We start from the raw sequence: 20,115 nt of genomic DNA on the forward strand, positions 1-20,115 counted from the left end.
TATAATAAATATATTATTATCACAATGTTTAATATATTAAAGGATAAAGTAGGATTTTTATTTTATTCAATATGAATAAATAATTTCCTTCTATTTATTACATTATATTAACAATTATCTTTTTTGCCAAACAGCTGTATTATTAGGAGGTATTTTTAATGGCATTAGATGGTCTAGTAGTTGCTTCTATTGTACATGAGTTTAATAGTGCTTTAGTTGGAGGAAAAATTGAAAAGGTGTATCAGCCTGAAATAGATGAGCTTACATTACTTGTTCGTAGCAACGGAAATAATTATCGACTTTTACTATCAGTGAATAGTAATTTCCCTAGAGCCCACATAAGTAACATAAGCAAGGTTAATCCAGATACACCCCCTAGCTTTTGTATGCTTCTTAGAAAGCATCTGCAAAACGGAAGAATAACTAAAATCTCTCAGCCCAATATGGAAAGAATAATTATTCTTCAAGTTGAAACTTTAGATGAGTTAAATCTACTAAAGGTAAAGCACCTTATTATAGAAATAATGGGAAAGCATAGTAATATTATATTGGTTGATGAAGAAACAAATAAAATTATTGATTCAATTAAAAGGATATCACTGGATATTAGTAGACATAGGCAAGTATTACCTGGTCTTACCTATAGGATGCCACCTTCTCAGGAGAAGAAGAATCCTCAGCTAATTAACTCTATTGAAGCCTTTAATGAATCCCTTCCAGAGGATGCTAAGATAAACATTCATAAGGGATTATACTATTCCTTTACTGGTTTATCTCCCTTGATAGCTGCCGAGATATGCTTCCGAAGCCAAGTAGAAAACAACACTCCTATTTTAGCCTTAACTCCAGAGGATTTAAATAGATTGTACAATAGCTTTAAGGATGTAATAGCTGTTACTACTAAAAACAGCTATAATTACAATATATATATTGACGAAGCAAATGAAAAATTCATTGATTTTAGCTGTGTAAACCTTACACACCTTTCTATTTATAGCTACCAGAAATATGACACCGCAAGTGATATGCTGGAGAACTATTATAGGGTACGAGATACCAAGGATAGAATAAAGCAAAAATCTCAGGATTTAAGAAAAAATCTACAGATTAAGCTGGATCGACTTAATCAAAAGCTTAATAACTTAAGAAAGGATTTAAGTAAAGCAGAAAAGGCTGAGGAATATAAAATTAAGGGTGATTTAATCACATCTAACCTTCACCTAATTAAGGATAGGGAAGAAAGCATTACTATTGTTAATTATTACGACCCTAACCTTAGTGAAGTAACGGTTCAATTGGATAAAAAGCTTACTGCTTCACAAAATGCACAAAAATATTATAAGCAATATAATAAATATAAGACTGCCTTAATAGAGGTTGCCCATCAAGTTGAAATTACTAAAGAGGAAATATCATATATTGAGGAAGTATTTTTAAGCATTGAAAATTCAACAAATTATACTGATCTTGAGGAAATACAAAATGAACTTATTGAAACTGGTTATGTTAAGTCACGGGGAAAAAGCCAAAACAAGAAAAAAGCTCAAAAAAAATCAGGATTTCTACGATTTTTATCCTCCGATGGCTTTGAAATACTTGTAGGAAAAAACAATCATCAAAACGATGAGATAACCTTCAAGGTATCTTCCAAAAATGATTTATGGCTTCATGTAAAGGATTTAGCTGGCTCCCATACAATTCTTAAGGTAAAGGATGGAGAATACTCAAACACTGCACTATTGGAGGCTGCAACCTTAGCGGCATATTATAGCAAGGGTAAAAATTCAACTAAGGTGGCTGTTGATTATACACAGCGAAAGAATGTTAAAAAGCCATCGGGGGCTAAGCCTGGCATGGTAATATATGATAACTATCAAACTATATATGTAGATGCTTTGACTAAGGAGCTTAAAGGAATAAAAGAAATATAGCAGCTAAAAAAGTCCCCCCTTCAATATTACTTCCATGAAGGGGGGACTTTTTTTAGTTTTCTTTATCTTTCTGGTAACAGCTTATTAGCCAGTATACCAACGATGGCAGCTAAGCTAAGACCTGCTAATTCAATATTATCTCTTATAGGTATACCACCTATGGGATTTCCAGCTCCATCGGTAGCCATTGCTGTCCCAATACCTATAACAAGTATTAATGCTGCTATTAGTAAATTTCTGCTATTTGCAAAATCTATTCTTGCTTCTACTATTGTTCTCATACCTATACTAGCTATCATTCCGAAAAGAACTATACTTATTCCTCCCATAACTGCAACTGGGATTGATTGAAGAATTACTGCAAATTTCCCTATAAAGCTTAACCCTACAGTAACAAAAGCTGCCAGTTGTATTATGGAGGGCTCATATACCTTTGTAACGGCTAATACCCCTGTGTTTTCACCGTAGGTAGTATTGGCAGGTCCTCCAACAAAGCCAGCAAGCATTGTTGCAACTCCGTCTCCCAATAAGGTTCTATGGAGTCCAGGATTTTTAAAGAAATCTTTACCTACAACAGCACCATTTGTAGTAATATCTCCGATATGCTCCATAAATACAACCAGTACAATTGGTGCTATCATTAATATAGCTGCTATATCAAACTTTGGCATGGTAAAGGCTGGTATAGCCAATAGCTTTGCATCTCCCAGGTTTTTAGCTAGCTCTACCAATTGTATCTCACCTAATAGAATTGCAGCCAAGTATCCTACAGATACACCTATTAAAATAGGAAGCAATTTAACAAAGCCCTTTGCATAAAGGGAAACCACTAAAACAGATACTAAAACTATAGAAGCCAATAGCCAGTTGCTTGAGGCCATACTAATTGCTACTGGGCTTAGATTAAGTCCAATTACTACAATCATTGGTCCAGTTACTATTGGTGGAAAGAAGGATTTCACAGTATCTATTCCAAATATTTTTACGCAGGCAGACAATAAAACATATAAAAGTCCCGCAACAATTATTCCACCTTGTGCATATTGTAGGCTGCCAAAGCTCTCTTTAACAGCTAATATTACAGGTATGAATGCAAAGCTAGAGCCAAGAAAAACTGGAACCTGTCCTTTTGTAATTAAGTGAAAAAGAAGGGTTCCAACACCTGCTGCAAACAAAGCTACAGCTGGATTTAAGCCAGTAATCATTGGTACTAAAACTGTTGCTCCAAACATTGCCAAAACATGTTGTACTGCTAAAACCAGTTTTCTTGATGGTTGTATAGCCTTTAAATCTGTTATTTCTTCCTGTAATTCCTTTTTTGTCATTTGAATTCCTCCCTTTTTCAGTCTCTCAGGACTGGTTTAAAAGCTTAATTGATAGCTAAGTAGCTTCAATAACTACTAAGTTTTCTTCATCTGTTTCTGAAAGCTTAACTCTAACTATCTCATTTTTAGATGTTGGAGTGTTTTTGCCAACATAGTCAGCTCTTATTGGCAGCTCTCTATGACCTCTATCAACTAAAACTGCCAGTTGAATTACACTGGGTCTACCTATATCCACTAGTGCATCTAGGGCTGCTCTAGCTGTTCGTCCAGTATATAGAACATCATCAACCAAAACAACAATTTTATTATTTATATCACAACTAATGCTGGAGCCATTAACAACAGGATCAATCTGTTCCTTAGTTAAATCATCTCTATAAAGGGTTATATCCAATTCTCCAACTGGTATCTCATAATTTTCAAATTCCTTTATCTTTAAAGCTATTCTTTTAGCTAAGGGTATTCCCCTGGTTTTAATACCAATAATGACTATATCCTGTGGGCCTTTGTTTTTTTCTAGTATTTCATGGGCTATTCTTGTTATTGCTCTAGTAATGCCTTTTTCATCTAAAATCTGAACAGCTTTTTCAGAATCCACTATTTCACCTCCAACATGCTTTTTTTTCAAATAAAATACCCTTACCTGTGGGTAAGGGTTATGTAGACATAGTTATTCCAAGATATGTTACATATACTTTCCTTTCAGCCTCACAGGACCTAATTAAAGGATTTCAATTGAACTAAGTATATCACACACTCTTATTTATGTCTATTATTTAATTATATTTTTTCGACAAATTTCATATTTTATTCATATTTACATTAATTATATTTCTTTAAGGTCCTTAACATTACTCATATATATTGTTATGCATATCATTATTATTCCAGAGACCATTGGTAGCAGCCATGGACTTATTGAGTCTACCAATGCACCAGCAACAATAGCACCTATTGGTGATAACGCCATACCTAATGTTCCCAGTGTGCCAGTAACTCTGCCCCTCATATCATCTGGTATTAGCCTCTGTAATGTTACATTAACAGGGACATTAATGAAGATTGCAGCTACAGCCATCATTAAATATAAAATAGTCAGTATTATTAAATACTGTGTATTATTTAATACTATAAATATCTCGGAGGTTAACAATCCAACTATAAAAATTGCTACAGAAAAGGTTGATAAACATATTAATATTCTTTTAATATTATTTTTAACTTCAGGTAAAATAGACAACACAATGGACGCCATTAGCATTCCTATAGGAAACATCATATTTAATATACCAAATTGCTGTGACGAGAAGCCCCACACTTCATTTACTATGTAAGGTACGGGAACCGAAAGCCCCATCATTATTAGCATATTAAAAAACACTACAAAGGAGCCTAATACCATAAGCCATTTTTGTGTTGCTATATATCTAAGCCCATCCATTAAATCAGTAAAAAATCTGTTATTCTTAGCTTTATCATTCTCCTTCTTATTGCTGGTTTTTGACTCTCCATTAATTCTATCCCGTACCTTAAAATCAATAAATGCTTCAGAAATACCAGATATAATAAAGGACAAGCCATTAACCAAAAGAAATAGCCTTATATCTATTAATGCATAAACCAAACCACCAATGAATGGACCTGCTATTGAGGCCAATGATGAAATTGTATGACTTAAGGAGTTAATACGAGTTAGGTTTTCATCGTCTACAAGATTGGGTATTGATGCAGCTAAAGGGGTATTGAAAAAAACATTACATGTAGATAATAAAAAGGTTGTTATGTATATATAGCTTAAACTTAATTCATCAATTAAGCTTGCAGCTAGTAGTCCAAGCACCACAACCCCACTTAAGACATCTAATAACACAACCATTTTTTTTCTGTCAAATCTATCAGCAATTACTCCAGAAATTGGCCCAAAAAGTACACCAGGCAAAGTTCCTAATGCTAAGGTCAGCGAAAAATTTAAGCCTGATCCAGTTACAGATAATATATAAAGACTTATTGCAAAGCTATAAATTCTACTGCCAAATAGAGAAACAAGCTGTCCTAGCGAAATTAAAATTATATTTTTCTTTACAATTTCCTTAACAGCTATCTTCTCCTCTATTTCATTTTTTTTTAGCGTATTCTCCAATATACATCACACCCTTCTATAAAAAAAATCATAACCCTAAATTGTTAATTAAATATACACTAAATACCAATTAATCACACATGTTTATATCAAACATAGGGTTATGAAAACTTGATTTTTATTTAATTTTGGGAGGAAAGAAATCATTCAATATAAAATTTATCTCAGCGGCGTTACTAACACTCCGCTTCTTAAGCGGGAGATAAGTGCCGCCAAGCTTCGAAATAAGGGCAACTAGAGTTCAGGTGAAGTTAAAACTCCATCTGAACTAAGTTTTCTTTATAACTCTACTTCAACAGAAAATACACGTGGAAAATCACTTTCTCTTTAAAAGGATATAATACTATGTAATTAATCTACTTGTTGAATTGTAATATACATCTTTAAGCTTACTATAAAAATAATAGAGTATTATGCACTAAAACTAAGCAAAAACCTCAATGCTATATATTCTTGGTATATCCTCACTTGCAGCATGATAAAATGCTTTATTAAAATGTGAAAATGTTAGCAAGAATATAAAAAGTATTACAAAAGTTAATTTTTTTACCATTTACGCTCCTCCTTTACATTTTATAACTATTATAGTATAATTTGATACATATGAAAACCAGAATAAATTACGTATTGTTAGGAGTTGACAAAATTGTTTGAATCTTATAAACTTAAAGAGTTAGGCAAATTTCTTAAGTCAACTAGAATCAATTTAGGCTTTACTCAAAAAGATGTGGAAAAGATAACTGGTATAACCTCAGACTCACTAAGAAGAGTTGAGCAAGGACAAGTTTTATTAAGATTTGATACATTAATACTATTATCTATGGCCTATAAAAAAGATTTAATTGAAGACCTGAAAGTGTATTGTAATTCAACTAGATTATTATCTTATTATACAAGACTTGAGGACTTAATAATTAACTATAGATTGGAAACTTTGCAAAACCTAAGACAGGATTATTATGACTATATAAAATGTTTTGAGCCAGATACTCCTATAAATTATCATGTTGAATGTCAATTTGAAAAATTGCTATCTGGTATTAGTAAATATAATTCATCTACTCCACAAGACAGTTTAGAAGATTTTATAGATGCAATGAGGATAAATAACACATTGTTTAACATATATAATTACCACCAATTTAAATATACAGTCTTTGAAATGAGAATTTTACTCTTAATAGCTTTAGCACTTTCTACTAAAAATGAGTTTGCTTCTTCCAATGATATGTTAGTGTATTGTTTAAAGAGGGTAAATTTAAACCGAAATTCTACTTATAATGAAAAGCTTTTAGCTATTAAAATTTACTTTAACTTATCATATAATTATCACCGAATAGATTGTCATGATAAAGCACATAAATACTCAGTTAAAGGTATTGACTTTTGCAACAAGCATTACATTTCTTATGGGTTAGCTACACTTCTTTATCGTAAAGGTATTGCAGAATTTTTTTTAAATAAACCAAAATATTTAATGACCCTAAATCAATCATTAACTCTTCTCTTAATTGAGGAAAAAGAAAGCCTTGCTAAAAAATATATTGATATTACTTATAAAAATTATGGTATTCCTCTATCGTTAGATACATTGTGTAATATAAGCAAAAACTAAACCATCATAAAACATAAACATCCTAGCTTTCTTTAAAAGAAGCTAGGATGAATATTTTTCTTAGAATTAGTAACGGGGGTTTGGGAACTGGGGCACGGTTCTTGAAGGGTAAAAGTGTTTTGTTGTATCCCTGTTTTCCGTAAATGAACTATATACAATGAGTGTTATATTTATTACATTCAAACCTTTGCTCTTGGCTATTAATAAAGCTTGTTCTTTATTAACTCCTTTATTTTCATATACTTCATAAATTCCATTTCTATAAACATAAAGAATGTACTTAAGCTCTCTTGTATCTTTGTCCCTTCCAACAAAGGTATAATTCTTTGCATATTTCTCTTCCTCTCATTTTCAAATATCTAAAGGTTAGCCGAACCCTTTTCCTTGGTCATTGTTTAAGGCAATTGTCTTGCTCCCAAGTATCGTTCACTCCAATACTTGTTATATCTTAAGTTTCTTTCTTTTACCCCTGTGCTTGTAAGTATGATAAATGAACCTTCCCCTGCATATATACCTGTCATCATCGGTATATCTTCGGTCAGATGGCTTTTAAAAAATATAAGATCTCCTTCTTCTAGTTCATCAGGTGAAATAGCTTGACCTAAATTCCATTGCTCATAGGCTTTAGCAGGTAACTTTAGATGAATATCCGATGCTTCATTGAATACTTTTTGAACAAATTGTGCCGTTGTATAGTCTTCAAATGAAGCATCTATATATTCTTTAGCCTTAATGACGGCAGGATGGTTATTTTCTATTTTTTTATATCGTCTTGCCCCAACATATCTTTGAGTCCAATAACTATCTGAGATATTAAGATCACGAATTGCTACACCTTCGTATTTTGTTACGACGATAAACTGCTCATTTCCAATGTATAATCCTGGTAGTAATACCTTGTCGGAGCTTTCAAAAAATAAAACATCTCCAATATTTAAATCTTGTCTTTCTACTTCATTTCCTAAAGCCCATTGTTGAAATGAATATCTTGGTAGCTCAATATCTAAGCCTGCTTTCATAACGTATTGTAAAAACCCTGAGTAATCAAAGCCCTCTATGGTATTTCCTCCTGCTACATAACCTACACCCAAGGTTTTATATGCTTCTTCAACCACTCTCGAATCCAGCCTCAAGCTAAGGGAGTCAAAGCGCTTTATTACTGCATATCGCTCCAGCAGGTACTTTCCTAAATAGCTGATTGTAGTCATACCTTCGTCGCCGGATGCATGGATTATATAATTATTTCCTAGATAAATTGCAGTATGATGTGTTTTTCCGTCCTGCTGAAATTTTCCTGTAAAGTAAATTACGTCTCCAGGGCGCTTTTTTTCATACTCTATGGTTTCCCCTACTACAGCTTGTTTATAACTTATACGAGGCAAATAAATATTTTTAGCATCTCTGAAGACTGTCTGAACTAAATAAGAACAGTCAAAACCATCAATTGTCTCGCCACCTAACAAATAAGGAGTTCCTATATATTTCATTGCTTCTCGAATAACTAAGTTCTCATGCTGCATATAATTTTCAGGCTGAGAATAATAAATATCTTTTTCTGTCAGCCGTTTTGCTCCTACATATATGTCTGACCAGTATTCACTCTCAATATCCCTTACCGCAGCTCCTTCTGCTACTGTCTGAACGATAAACATGCCATTTCCTTTATAAATACCAGGTATAAGACTGCTTCCCTGAAAAAATACTAAATCTCCTGCTTTAAGCTCTTGTTTAGAAATGAATTCTCCTATTTCATATATCCTATCGGAAAAAACTGATAGCTGTATGCCTAGGATGTCCTTAAAAACATAACGTACAAAATTAGTCGTGTTAAAGCCTTCAGCTGGTGATTTCCCTTCTGGATTATAGGGTGTCTCAAGCAAGTCCATAGCCTTTTCTACAATAGGGTTGCTTACAACAGATTCCTCAATAATATTCTTAGTAAACCGTCTTGCTCCAAGCAACCTAGATTTCCAATAATCACTTGTTTCGAGATCTACTACAGCGACCCCCTTGGTTGTAGCAATAACAAAAATACCATTATCTATGTAAATTCCTGGTAGTCGTACACCGCTACCTTGAAAGAATAACACATCACCGGATTCAAGATCAGACGTATCTACTTCCAGACCTACTCGCCATTGCTCGGTAGATGTTCTTGGAAAATCCAGTTTGTTTATTTCGCTAAAAACGTACTGTACAAAGCCTGAATAATCAAAGCCCTTTGGATTATTACCTCCAATTTCATAAGGAGATTCTACTAATTCAAGAGCTTTTACGGCTATAGGATTTAATTCATTGGCTATATTCGCATAGTGCCTTGCACCTATATAATTATCCCTCCAATATGAATCTTTTACTATATTCCGTTTTACTACACCATCATTAGTTGATACAACTATAATTATATTATCGCCTTTATATATTGCTGGTATTAGGTTGTTGTTTCCTGTAAAAAAAAGAACATCTCCAGGCTGGATTTCACTACGTTTTATAGTTTTCCCCAGCTTCCATAGCTTTGAAGGCTGTCTGGGGAGGACTATGTTTTCTGACTGTCTAAAAACATACTGAATAAGCCCAGTACTATTAAATCCTTCCTCTGGTGTGTTTCCCTCTGGCGTAAAAGGCTTGCCTATTAAACTTTCTGCAAGTAAAATCCTTTGAATTTCTGTCTCATTACTATAACCATAGGATGGAACTACAGCAGTTAACAAAATCAATAGGACTAACCATATGCCCTTCAGTTTTTTTAATTGGTTCATTTTAAAATCATCCTTTTTGTTAAATAGTTACGACAACTCTCGACATCACAAGTGCATAACATTATAATAGAGACATATACATTTATAGAAAAGCGAGTTGATAGGTATGACTCTAAAGAGAGTATGGAGTTTTTTAAGCCCTAGACGGCTTATTGTTTTTTCCTGCCTGATAATTCTTATGTTTGCTCAATCAACTGCTACAGCTTTTGGTGACGTTTATAGCAATTTTAAAGAGTTAAGCTCAAATACAGTAGATGATACTGACTATGAAATTAAAACTACTGTGACAGATTCTGATGTCATCGTTATTGCAATTCATGGAGGGAAAATTGAGAAAGGTACTACTGAATTAGCTTCTGCTCTATCCTTCCATAATAATTATAACTATTATTCATTTATAGGTAAAAAAACCAAAGATAACTCAACATTACATGTTACTTCAGTAAAGTTTGATGAACCCACTGCACTTAAAATGGTTTCAAAATCTAAAACAACCTTATCTATCCACGGTTGTTCTGGCTTGGAAGAATTCACCTACATTGGAGGCCTAGACTCTGAACTGGCAAGCAAAATAAAAGAATCTCTAATCAAATATGATTTTACTGTGTTAGATACTCCCAAGAGGCTAGCCGGCGAATCTCCCAAAAACATAGTTAATAAGAATATAAGCAGCAAAGGAGTACAGCTAGAAATATCAAGGGGCTTAAGAACACAATTTTTATCCAGTGATAGTGATAAATTGAAAAACTATGTTTTAGCAATAAGTGAAGCAGTAAATAGTACCAAAGTAGAAGTTCCCCTAAAAAGCAATACTGAATCTGGATTATTCATAGAAAATTCAAAGCTACTTGCACCATTTTTAGTTTTCACTGAGTATCTAGGCTTAAAAGATGTTATAAAAAGGCTTAAAACTACCTTTCAGTAGTCTGTCAGCCTTTTTATTTTTATAAACACTTCTTTTTCAGGTTACTAATTTGCATCTTCAATTAATTCCTGAGGAGTTTTTGCTCCCTTTGCTAGTACCTGATTCACCTTCTTATCAAAATTGCGCTTTGGAGAATTAAACATACTTAAGAACCCTTTATATTTACCATTAGATTCAGTAATTTTTCTCATCTGGCGAACTATTACCGGCCAGCTTTCACTTAGGGCTGAATTGATGGAGCTTGAATAATCATTTAATGTGCTGGAATCAGCTACAAGCTTATCTCTTAAACCTTTTGAAATAGCTATTTGAACTCCTCCAAGCTTAAAATCGTCATTAAACAATTTATTCTTATTCACTATATTGCTGTTCATAACCCCAGCAATACGATCGGGAACGCTTAAAGTTTTAACTTTATATCCTTTAGTAATAAGATGTAATCTTATCAATTCTGCCAATAATTTATTTTGACCACCAATATATGTAATTTCATCATCACCAGCAGCTCCAATAACAGAAACAGTGTAATCTGAGTTTTTAACTAGATTAGTAGCTTTGGGTTCGTCAAAATCTATAGCCTTTATAAAAAGACTTCCATTGTCAGTGGCTTTAAGTCCTTCAAATAAATAAGTGTTATATTTACCGTATCCATTCAATGCTTCAACTAATTCTGAAGTACCTCTTTCAATACCGCCTCCATGTATCGCTAAGATTGTTGTAGCTTTTCCTCTATCATTAGCTTTAATTGCATAGTCTGTAGCTTCTTCCGATGCATATAGCTGTGCAAAACTACTATAACCTGTTGTAAATGCATAAGCACTTGTACCAATACCAAATGCACACACTAGCATAAAAATTAAGATTTTAACAAATTGTTTTTTCATATTTATCTTCCCCTTTCTTAACCAATAGTAGCAAATAGATAATCTAAAGCGATAGTTATTATCGTTAATCCCATTATCCCAAGTGCCTGATAGCCAGTACTTCTTTTAGTGACCTTAACAAAATACAGGCATTTTTCTTTCAGTGTTAGTCCTTTTAAAACCGTTAGAGCTTCATTCTGATTGTTTTTTCTGATAGCCTTCGATGTGTTTTTATATTGTTTGCTTTGTATTAACCCGTATAAAGTGCCCATTTTACACCTCCTTTCTTATATTTGTGACACTTTTCAGCATTGTGGAATAATAAGCTGCTGCAATCAGTAGCCTGGTACATAAAAAAGTTATTGTTAAAACTTGATGCTGAATTGTGTTTCTAATAATCCGGGGACAACAATATAAACTGTCATCGACCCAGCCATATTAGTACAATCAAATGGTTATATTGCATTTATTATAAACTGCAATGCCATTGTTGCTGTTATCACGGCTGTAAACCTGATAGCCGGTATTTCTCTTACTGATTTTAGCAAGATTCAAGCATTTTTCTTTTAATATTAGCCAATTTAAAACCGATAGAGCTTCATTCTGATTGTTTTTCCTAATAGCCATCGATTTGTTTTTGTATTGCTTTTCATGTATTAACACGTATAAAGTACCCATTTTATCCTCTCTTTCTTATGGATATACGCTTTTATAATTTAATATTTTCAAGGAAAAAATGTAGAAGCATTCATTGTTTTCTTTGAAAAATTAATTAAGGTTTAAAAGCGTTTATCTTTATATTGTGACATTTAACAGCATTGCAGACCCATAGGTCATTGCAATCAACAGCCCTGTGCTTAAGAAAGTTACTGTTAAACCTTGACGCTGAATTGTATTTGCTAATAAGCCTGGTACGATAATACCAACTGCAGTCAGCCCAGCGATTTCAATATAATAATCTGGTAATATTGCATGTAATATAAACTGCAATACTATTGCTACTGTTATTACTGCAGTAAATTTTCTTTTACCATATAGGATTGTAACTTTACTCACTCCAAAATAAACTATTAAATATGTTAGTATACTGATAAAGAACGTTGCGAATATAGCCTGTGGCTGTCTAATGAGTAAGGTTAAATATCCAGGAACAATTAGACCAGCAGGTGATACCCCTGTAATCTCTGTAAATAGCAAACTAAAAACTAAACCCAAAATTATAACTGTGGCAATACTTGTAGATAGCAATTCTTTCCCTCCTTTCATAGCGTATTTGATAAAATTATTTTATTTTCAATGTCAATTCCTATGCTGATTGTAGTACTGCATCTATTTCTGGATTGACTTCTTCGTGAAGGATCAGCTCAAGCAATTCCTCTCCACCACCGTGAATATTTCCAAATCCAAAAATAGTCCTATCTGCAAAATACTCTTTAATCAATTTATAGACCTCATGAGGAGGCAAGCCATCAGCATTTATATATTTCTGTGGAGATATCTTTTTTGTATCAACGGCTTCAGTTATTGGCTTTACTGACTCCCCCATTGCTACGAGAACATCAATATCCATATATGGCAGGACATCTTCCGCCATCTGTAATGTTCTATCCACCCTATCAGACCTGCAATTTACAGTTATCATAGAATTTTCTATTGGATATCCCATGGTCCCTATATGCTTCCAAATCATTAATGTGGAATTTGGATCATTGGCAGCAAATGCATTTACAAAATGTGCTGACCTTTTTTCGTCTAATGGATGTATCATTAATGCTCCCGGATCAGGATGAGCGTTTAAAAGTCCCCTAAGTGCAGTATCTTTGTCAATGTTTAGAGCTTTAGCTACAGCCAAGGCAATAGCAATATTTTCTGGGAATACTATATATCTAAATTTCTCCATATAACCATCTGGAATTTCTTTTTCATTTGTAATAATTATCTCGCTATTTTTTTTCTTTGCCTCTTGCGTAAAATAATCATTATATTCACTATCAGCAACAACAAGGGTTCCGTTTTTAGGAATTGTGGACGTAAAAGACTCTGCAATAAAGTCAAGAGTCGGACCACATACATCCATATGGTCTTCACGAACATTAACAATGACTCCTATGTTTGCTTTAACAAGCTTCTCCTGAAATGTAATCTGGTAATCTGGATTTACGGCCATACACTCTGTTACAAGTGCAGATGTCCCAAGCTTGGCTACTTTTTTAATGACAGTTTTTTGTTCTATAATATTTGGACCTAGAGAACCTCGTTTGATTGGTTCTTCTTCTTTCTTATCCCAATAAATAATCCTAGCGCTGGTTCCCGTCGTTTTACCTACAACCTTAACTCCAGCTTCCTTTAACATACCGGTAATTAGTCTTGTGGCAGTTGATTTGCCTCTTGTACCGTTTACATTAATTCTCAGATTGATACGGTTTAAGTTTTTATTATGCTCTATTTGTTCATAAACACCTAAGATAAAGACAAAAATAATAAGCGCTATAATAAACTGCAAACTTATCTGCTCCTTTCTCTAAAGAAAATCGATCATCTTTGTTTCTATGATTTGTGACTTAACCTTTTTGGACAATCTGCCAAATATTAATTTAAGAAGAAAGGCTTGTCCAGTTTTGAAATAATATAATATCTCTCCCCATTACTCCCCCCTTCATAACTGATTATATAGAATAAATATGAATAAACTTTTTCTAAAAATAGAACATTCATTACATAATTATTAATAATTGTTAACAGCAATTCTAAAAGTAGCCGCTAGAAAATGTACAAACACCAACAAGCACTCATCCCTGCTTGGCATACTAAAAAAGCTAGTAAAAACCATTTGTTTTTACTAGCTCTTCTGACTCTCTATTAAACTTATAAATAATTACCTATGATTCATTTAAAGATGGAAAACACACATAGAAAGTAGTTCCTTTGCCTAACTGACTTTCTACACTTATTTTTCCTTGATGCAATTTCACTAATTGTCTCACTATGACTAAACCCAGACCACTGCCTTGATGTTTAGCATTGCTTCTCTGATTTTTACTCCGATAGAATCTATCCCAAATTCGTGGAAGCTCCTCACTAGACATACCTATGCCACTATCTTTTATGGTGAGGACCACCTCACTGCGCAGAGTTTCTACTTTAACTATAATCTCACCATTTTCTGTAGCATTGATAGCATTTTTTAATAAATTACGAATCACCTGTTCTATTCGGTCTATATCACCCATAATCATTGCTTTTTCTATATTCTTCTCAAATAGAACCGATATATTCTTAGCTTGAGCCATAGCTGTTATGGACATTATAAGTCCTTGTGTTATGGATACAAGATCTAAAGGAACTTTTTCTAGACTAATGCTGCCACTTTCTAAACGGCTTAGTTGTAATATGTCATCTACTAACCTGTTTACATGCAGGGTCTGTGTATAAATAATTTCCAAATACTTATCTCGTAAATCTTTGTCTTGAACTATGCCATCCTGAATAGCTTCTACAAAGCCTTGAATAGCTGTCAAAGGTGTGCGAAGTTCATGGGAAATTTCAGCAAAAAGCTGTGTTCGTTCATCTTCTACCTTTTGATTTTGCTCCTGTATTTTTTGCATCTTTTTTGTTAGTTTATTAAGTTGGTGTGTTAGTGTTTTGACTTCATCTAGAGGAGTATCATCTCCCCTTACAAGGTAATTTCCGCTATCTATTCCTGCTATTGAAGTTGCTAATCTAGAAATAGGTTTGGAAATATATAATGCTTGATAGACAGATATGAAAATAACTATAAGTAGTATAAACAGTCCTCCTACTATGAGAAATAACCGCATCTTGTTTATCGTAGGATCATGCTTCGATGTTTTAATTTCAAGTAAAATGCCATTTTTAATAGTGTCCTTGTTCTCTCCCATAGGGATAGAAGCGATAAACACAGGATCACCTGTTTCACTGTCATTAGTTTTTGTGGTCATAGTTTCACCACTAGAAATAATCTTAATAAATCTTTCATCAACTTTGCTACCTGCTACTACTTCTTGTTTTGCAGAAGTGGCAACAATATTACCTTCTCCATCAAAAACTGAAATTTTTGCATCAAAGACATCAGATAAAAATGTGAGTAGTCCTTGTTTCTTGTCAATAGTGCTATCATCTTCTCCAGTAGTTGGAACCAACCACTCCAAATTATCTTGTTCTAATAAAGCAAAATTTACTCTCTTTGCTTTTCGTAGTGCTTCTTGCTCTACTTTATTGTAGGTTATCTCTTCTACTGTAAAATCAAAAATTCCAATCAATGCAGTAATACAGAGAACAAAACATAATACATTAGCAAATAATATTCTTGTATAAATATTTTTATTGAACTGTTTTAATAAGAAAAATTTAAGTAAAACCCAAAACCTTACAAGTTTTGGCGTCAGCTTCTGAAACAGTACTTTTCCTTGTTGTATATATTTATTCATAATTTACTCCCTTGTTTCTCGAGGCACCATAAATTGATAGCCTACGCCCCAAACTGTCATTACATATTCATGAGATAGTGAATCAAGTTTTTTTCTTAATCTACGAATATGAACATCAACTGTTCTCTGATCACCAAAGTAATCGTATCCCCATACGGTAGATAGAAGATTTTCTCTAGAAAAAGTACGCAAGGGATTTTGAGCAAGATAGACTAATAAGTCAAACTCTTTTGGTGTGAGGGCTATTTCCTTGCCATTTGCCAATACTTTTCTAATATCAGTCATAATTTCTAGTTCTGGATATTTTAAATTACCATTGGTTAAAGCCTCAGATACTTTTGTTCTACGCAAAACAGCTTTAATTCTGGCTACCAACTCCCTAGGACTAAAAGGTTTAGAAACATAATCATCTGCACCCATTTCGAGCCCCAAGACTCGGTCTGCTTCTTCTCCTTTAGCGGTCAGCATAATAATGGGAACCATACGTATATCCCTTAAAAGTCGACATAGAGTAAGTCCATCTTTACCTGGAAGCATAATATCCATTATTATTACATCTGGATTTTCCCTGTTAAAGGCGGATAATACAAGGTCTCCATTGTTTATTCCTACAGCTTCAAACCCTTCCCTTTCACTATATAATTTAACTAGTTCCAATATGTTTGGATCATCGTCTACAACTAAAACTTTTCCTAGATACTTCAATACTATCACCTCCATTAAATCTTTATAATATTGAGTTTAGGAGTTCACTTAAGGATTTATACCATCCTTAAAATGTACCTTTTTTATTATATCATTAGCACCAATACTATACTAGTACTGGGATTTTCAAACAAACCTTCCCAATTCTAATTGATTATGTGAATTTTAATTTTCTAACATATCTTAGAAACTATTGATATAAAAGGGTTTCATCCCTATCATCAAGAAAAATTTGTTCAAAAAAAGAAGATATATATTTTATCATGCAATAAACCCTTAACAAATGTTAACAGTTTGGTAATAAATGTTAACATAATATGGAAAGTTGAGAGAGAAAAAAATGGAGAGAGGTAACAGTCATGTCTACAGTTTAAAATAACCAATTGTTAAATGTAATAGAAAAAAAGGCGGTGTATATGATAAAATGTAACAGTAAGATCTTGAGTTTGAAAGCAAAACAGGAGTAAAACAAGCCCTAAACCATTTCAATTAATGGGTTTTAGGGCTTTGATATTTTTCATTTTGATGTAGTGAATTAGAAACGCATTAGAAACGCAGGGACGGTTCTTTTGTTTCATTATCTCTGAAAACTGTCCCATGTTCGTACAAATCAAACCTCTGTTCAAGCTTTCTCTCTAAGTCCCTTTTATTAAAATGAAGATAATAGTAGGTTGCGAGGGGTACATTATGATCTACTAGAAGACTAGGCCTTAAGCTAATTTCTAAAATCACATATCTCCCATATCCTCTAGAGTTTTCTATCATCTTTTTTAGCATTTCATTAAAACTCTTCAACTTTACTAACATATCTACATCTCCATTTTTCAGTTTTTCTTTTTGATCATAATCTACAACAAGATTCCAATAAAACTCCCCAAGAAAGTCTAGATTTCTCTGAGTACTTGCATATCCACTCAAAGTACTAGCCTTTTCAATTAAAGTATTAAAATATTCTTCATCAAATAAGTCTCTTTCAAGAACTTGAATGATTTCTTGTGTATTACGTTCCATTACTTGTAAGGTATAAAAATTAATAACACCGATTTGTTGATTTTTATTGTTTATGTACAACACTACTATGAACATAAGTAAAACAATAACAAAGGTTTTTTTAATAGCCATATCAAATATCTCCTCATAATACATTATAAAAATTAACAAATGGAAAAACTGTTTCAAGTAGTTGACTAAGCTTTATGCAAAACTTTGCTATGCTTTAAGATAAACATAGCTTTTTGAAAACGGAGGCTCTATTCTTGAAGTGTATAATCGTCCCTTAGTTTCACTATTTCTTTTGAATAACTCCATCTATAAAATCAATGTATAGATATACTCCATTATCACTTTCAACTAACCAATACAAGTGTTTTGTTATATCCCTGTCTTCAGTAAATGAAGTATATACAATGAGTGTTATATTTATTACATTTACACCTTCGCTCTGGGCTATTAATAAAGCTTGTTCTTTGTTAACTCCTTTACTTTCATGTACTTCATAGATTCCATTTCTATAAACATAAAGAATGTACTTAAGCTCTCTTGTATCTTTATCCCTTCCAATAAAGGTATAATTCTTTGCATATTTTTCTTCCTCTATAACATCAACATTATAGCTTTCACTAACAAACTCTTCATTTGCCTTATTAAAATATAAAGTCATTAATATAAAACTTGATATTACTATAATATGCAAGCACCATAATTAGAATAATAAAGGTTATGATTATAAAAACTATTTTTGATTTTTTAATTATTACACTCCATTATTAATTAGATTCTTGGCAGTAATCTATCACTATTCATTATAAAGGTGTTAAACGATACGAGTTATAAGAAAAGTACCTGTGTTTCTTCCTAACATTCTTTATTACTACATTTTGTAGAAAACCATAATTTCTTTCCTCCACATTTGCATATATGCTCTGCTTCTTGTTCAGAAAGCCATTTCTCCACTCCTATTTCATTAACTTTAAGCATGTTTTTATATGCCAAATGATGGTGCTTCACACCAGAATTGTAGAAATCCTTTAATTCACTACATGGAAATTCTTCACATTCTCCACAATGAAGAAAACCTTTACTCTTACAACATTCAATAGTCGGGCAGTCACTAACAAGCACCTTTTCATTTCTACATCCTTTACAATTAAGATTTTCTTTGTAATTCCTACAGCCTCCACAATATAATCCACAATAGGATAGCTTTTCATGCTTCTCCATAATGATCCCTTCTTCCTTCTATATTATTATTCTATAGCCAGTTTAGCAAGCCCTGATCGGATCAGCGGAACGCAGGGACGGTTCTTGCGTTTCATTACGGAACACGGGGACGGTTCTTGCGTTTCATTATCTCCTGTTTTAAAACCTATCTAATAGCTTACTGTACTTTACAGGAAAAATATCAGTTTCACTATTTTCTCTTACTACTAGTGATTTAGAAAAACCTCATAGTTCTTTTGTCTATGCCTTAAAGGCAAAGTCTGCTTTATACAGACTTTGTAATTTCTAATTTATTATAAGATATTAGCAATGCGAAACAAAAGAACCGTCAGACTGCGTTTCACCTGCGTTTCTTCAAAAATTTATGTAGATTCACATGGACAAAGTGAAGTAGCATTTGCTTTTTGCCATCTATTGGGTCTAAAACTTATGCCAAAATTGAAAGCTATTTATAAGCAAAAACTTTATCGCTCTGATGCTGGCATGGGATATTTCTAACCAAATTTGAAACTAATTAGTATAGATAAATAATAATCAAGGTTTTAAAATAAGCTAAAAATGACACTTTGTATACTATGTTTACTATAGTTTTGGGTAGTATAGTTAAGTCGGAAATGTTGGCGGTGCCCCATATATATCCTAAAGATTATACTGACTATTGTATTCTTTTTATTTTATATAAGGCCATCATAAATTCTTCATTACCCTCACATACAAATAAATCATCATCCATTAAAAAAACTAGATAGCCAATCTTCAAATTGTTTTCGTCTCTTATAGTATATCTATAGCCTTCACTATACTTTGAAAAAAAAGCTTCTTTTAAAAAATTAGCATCAACATAACCTTCAATAAGTGTATCGATTACTTCCTTTTTTATATAAATAAGATTCGACCAATTCAAAGACTTGCTTCCCTTAGATGAAAAAACGCTATCTTTTGGATGTATTATTGTGAATTTGTCATCTTCTATTATATACTTTATTCCTAAATTTGATTTTTCCTCTGCTTCAAATGTATTAGATGAAATTGAACTTAAGTATATAAGTTTATCAAATTCATATTCTCCATAAATTAATTGTTCAACTGAACTGTTAGCATTATTGCATCCAACAAATAACATTGTAATTAATAAAATTAAATTAAACAGACTTAACTTTTTCATGTTTCCCTCCATACTTGAT

At 32.7% G+C, this 20,115-nt stretch carries 20 protein-coding genes and 1 pseudogene; 4 read left to right on the plus strand and 17 right to left on the minus strand.

The window, feature by feature from the left end; translation table 11 throughout:
* Nucleotides 1-158: 158 nt before the first annotated feature.
* Nucleotides 159-1,931 (plus strand): Rqc2 family fibronectin-binding protein, encoded by a 1,773-nt coding sequence (locus F8154_RS07295; RefSeq protein ID WP_151860958.1) that lies wholly within the window; start codon nt 159-161, stop codon nt 1,929-1,931.
* Between the two features lie 62 nt (nt 1,932-1,993).
* On the opposite strand, the gene F8154_RS07300 is transcribed toward F8154_RS07295, so the two are convergent.
* From F8154_RS07300 to F8154_RS15505, 4 genes are all read right to left on the minus strand, one after another.
* On the minus strand, nt 1,994-3,256 hold the full coding sequence (locus F8154_RS07300; RefSeq protein WP_151860959.1) for a uracil-xanthine permease family protein: 1,263 nt from the start codon (nt 3,254-3,256) through the stop codon (nt 1,994-1,996).
* A 55-nt stretch (nt 3,257-3,311) separates the two neighbouring features.
* Complete coding sequence (gene pyrR / locus F8154_RS07305; RefSeq protein WP_151860960.1) at nt 3,312-3,854, minus strand: bifunctional pyr operon transcriptional regulator/uracil phosphoribosyltransferase PyrR; 543 nt, start codon at nt 3,852-3,854, stop codon at nt 3,312-3,314.
* A 228-nt stretch (nt 3,855-4,082) separates the two neighbouring features.
* Nucleotides 4,083-5,396 carry an MFS transporter gene (locus tag F8154_RS07310; protein ID WP_151860961.1) on the minus strand — a complete coding sequence of 438 codons (1,314 nt, stop codon included), beginning with the start codon at nt 5,394-5,396 and terminating at the stop codon, nt 4,083-4,085.
* Between the two features lie 424 nt (nt 5,397-5,820).
* Nucleotides 5,821-5,949, minus strand: coding sequence for a hypothetical protein (locus tag F8154_RS15505; RefSeq protein WP_279237169.1), 129 nt, complete (start codon nt 5,947-5,949; stop codon nt 5,821-5,823).
* 93 nt (nt 5,950-6,042) lie between these two features.
* Between F8154_RS15505 and F8154_RS07315 the strand changes: the two genes are divergently transcribed.
* Complete coding sequence (locus F8154_RS07315; protein WP_192930193.1) at nt 6,043-7,011, plus strand: helix-turn-helix domain-containing protein; 969 nt, start codon at nt 6,043-6,045, stop codon at nt 7,009-7,011.
* 200 nt (nt 7,012-7,211) lie between these two features.
* Here F8154_RS07315 and F8154_RS15510 read toward each other — a convergent pair whose 3' ends face one another.
* Complete coding sequence (locus F8154_RS15510; protein ID WP_279237170.1) at nt 7,212-7,343, minus strand: hypothetical protein; 132 nt, start codon at nt 7,341-7,343, stop codon at nt 7,212-7,214.
* A gap of 63 nt (nt 7,344-7,406) precedes the next feature.
* Complete coding sequence (locus F8154_RS07320; RefSeq protein ID WP_151860963.1) at nt 7,407-9,770, minus strand: NlpC/P60 family protein; 2,364 nt, start codon at nt 9,768-9,770, stop codon at nt 7,407-7,409.
* A gap of 178 nt (nt 9,771-9,948) precedes the next feature.
* Here F8154_RS07320 and F8154_RS07325 point away from each other — a divergent pair, with 178 nt between their 5' ends.
* Complete coding sequence (locus tag F8154_RS07325) at nt 9,949-10,695, plus strand: poly-gamma-glutamate hydrolase family protein (protein ID WP_243141202.1); 747 nt, start codon at nt 9,949-9,951, stop codon at nt 10,693-10,695.
* Between the two features lie 44 nt (nt 10,696-10,739).
* Here F8154_RS07325 and F8154_RS07330 read toward each other — a convergent pair whose 3' ends face one another.
* From F8154_RS07330 to F8154_RS07375, 10 genes are all read right to left on the minus strand, one after another.
* Nucleotides 10,740-11,579 (minus strand): poly-gamma-glutamate hydrolase family protein, encoded by an 840-nt coding sequence (locus F8154_RS07330; protein ID WP_151860965.1) that lies wholly within the window; start codon nt 11,577-11,579, stop codon nt 10,740-10,742.
* 17 nt (nt 11,580-11,596) lie between these two features.
* Nucleotides 11,597-11,830, minus strand: a complete 234-nt coding sequence (locus tag F8154_RS07335; RefSeq protein WP_151860966.1) for a hypothetical protein — start codon at nt 11,828-11,830, stop codon at nt 11,597-11,599.
* Nucleotides 11,831-12,005: 175 nt separating this feature from the next.
* Complete coding sequence (locus tag F8154_RS07340; RefSeq protein ID WP_151860967.1) at nt 12,006-12,236, minus strand: hypothetical protein; 231 nt, start codon at nt 12,234-12,236, stop codon at nt 12,006-12,008.
* A gap of 117 nt (nt 12,237-12,353) precedes the next feature.
* Nucleotides 12,354-12,806 carry a poly-gamma-glutamate biosynthesis protein PgsC gene (gene pgsC, locus F8154_RS07345; RefSeq protein ID WP_151860968.1) on the minus strand — a complete coding sequence of 151 codons (453 nt, stop codon included), beginning with the start codon at nt 12,804-12,806 and terminating at the stop codon, nt 12,354-12,356.
* A gap of 58 nt (nt 12,807-12,864) precedes the next feature.
* Complete coding sequence (gene pgsB, locus F8154_RS07350) at nt 12,865-14,061, minus strand: poly-gamma-glutamate synthase PgsB (RefSeq protein WP_151860969.1); 1,197 nt, start codon at nt 14,059-14,061, stop codon at nt 12,865-12,867.
* 376 nt (nt 14,062-14,437) lie between these two features.
* Complete coding sequence (locus tag F8154_RS07355; protein WP_151860970.1) at nt 14,438-16,006, minus strand: sensor histidine kinase; 1,569 nt, start codon at nt 16,004-16,006, stop codon at nt 14,438-14,440.
* Nucleotides 16,007-16,009: 3 nt separating this feature from the next.
* Nucleotides 16,010-16,711, minus strand: coding sequence for a response regulator transcription factor (locus F8154_RS07360; protein WP_151860971.1), 702 nt, complete (start codon nt 16,709-16,711; stop codon nt 16,010-16,012).
* Nucleotides 16,712-17,257: 546 nt separating this feature from the next.
* Nucleotides 17,258-17,833 carry a hypothetical protein gene (locus F8154_RS07365; RefSeq protein WP_151860972.1) on the minus strand — a complete coding sequence of 192 codons (576 nt, stop codon included), beginning with the start codon at nt 17,831-17,833 and terminating at the stop codon, nt 17,258-17,260.
* Nucleotides 17,834-17,996: 163 nt separating this feature from the next.
* The gene (locus F8154_RS07370; protein WP_151860973.1) at nt 17,997-18,371 is read right to left on the minus strand and encodes a hypothetical protein; all 375 of its coding nucleotides are present in this window, start codon (nt 18,369-18,371) and stop codon (nt 17,997-17,999) included.
* Between the two features lie 194 nt (nt 18,372-18,565).
* Complete coding sequence (locus F8154_RS07375; protein WP_151860974.1) at nt 18,566-18,931, minus strand: DUF3795 domain-containing protein; 366 nt, start codon at nt 18,929-18,931, stop codon at nt 18,566-18,568.
* A gap of 363 nt (nt 18,932-19,294) precedes the next feature.
* Between F8154_RS07375 and F8154_RS07380 the strand changes: the two are divergent.
* Nucleotides 19,295-19,414, plus strand: a pseudogene (locus F8154_RS07380) (Tn3 family transposase); the annotation flags it as partial.
* Nucleotides 19,415-19,586: 172 nt separating this feature from the next.
* Here the strand turns inward: F8154_RS07380 and F8154_RS07385 are convergent.
* Nucleotides 19,587-20,096 (minus strand): hypothetical protein, encoded by a 510-nt coding sequence (locus tag F8154_RS07385; RefSeq protein WP_151860975.1) that lies wholly within the window; start codon nt 20,094-20,096, stop codon nt 19,587-19,589.
* Nucleotides 20,097-20,115: the final 19 nt, after the last annotated feature.

The organism is Alkaliphilus pronyensis, assembly GCF_009017275.1.
In the GTDB taxonomy this organism is placed as follows: domain Bacteria; phylum Bacillota; class Clostridia; order Peptostreptococcales; family Natronincolaceae; genus Alkaliphilus_C; species Alkaliphilus_C pronyensis.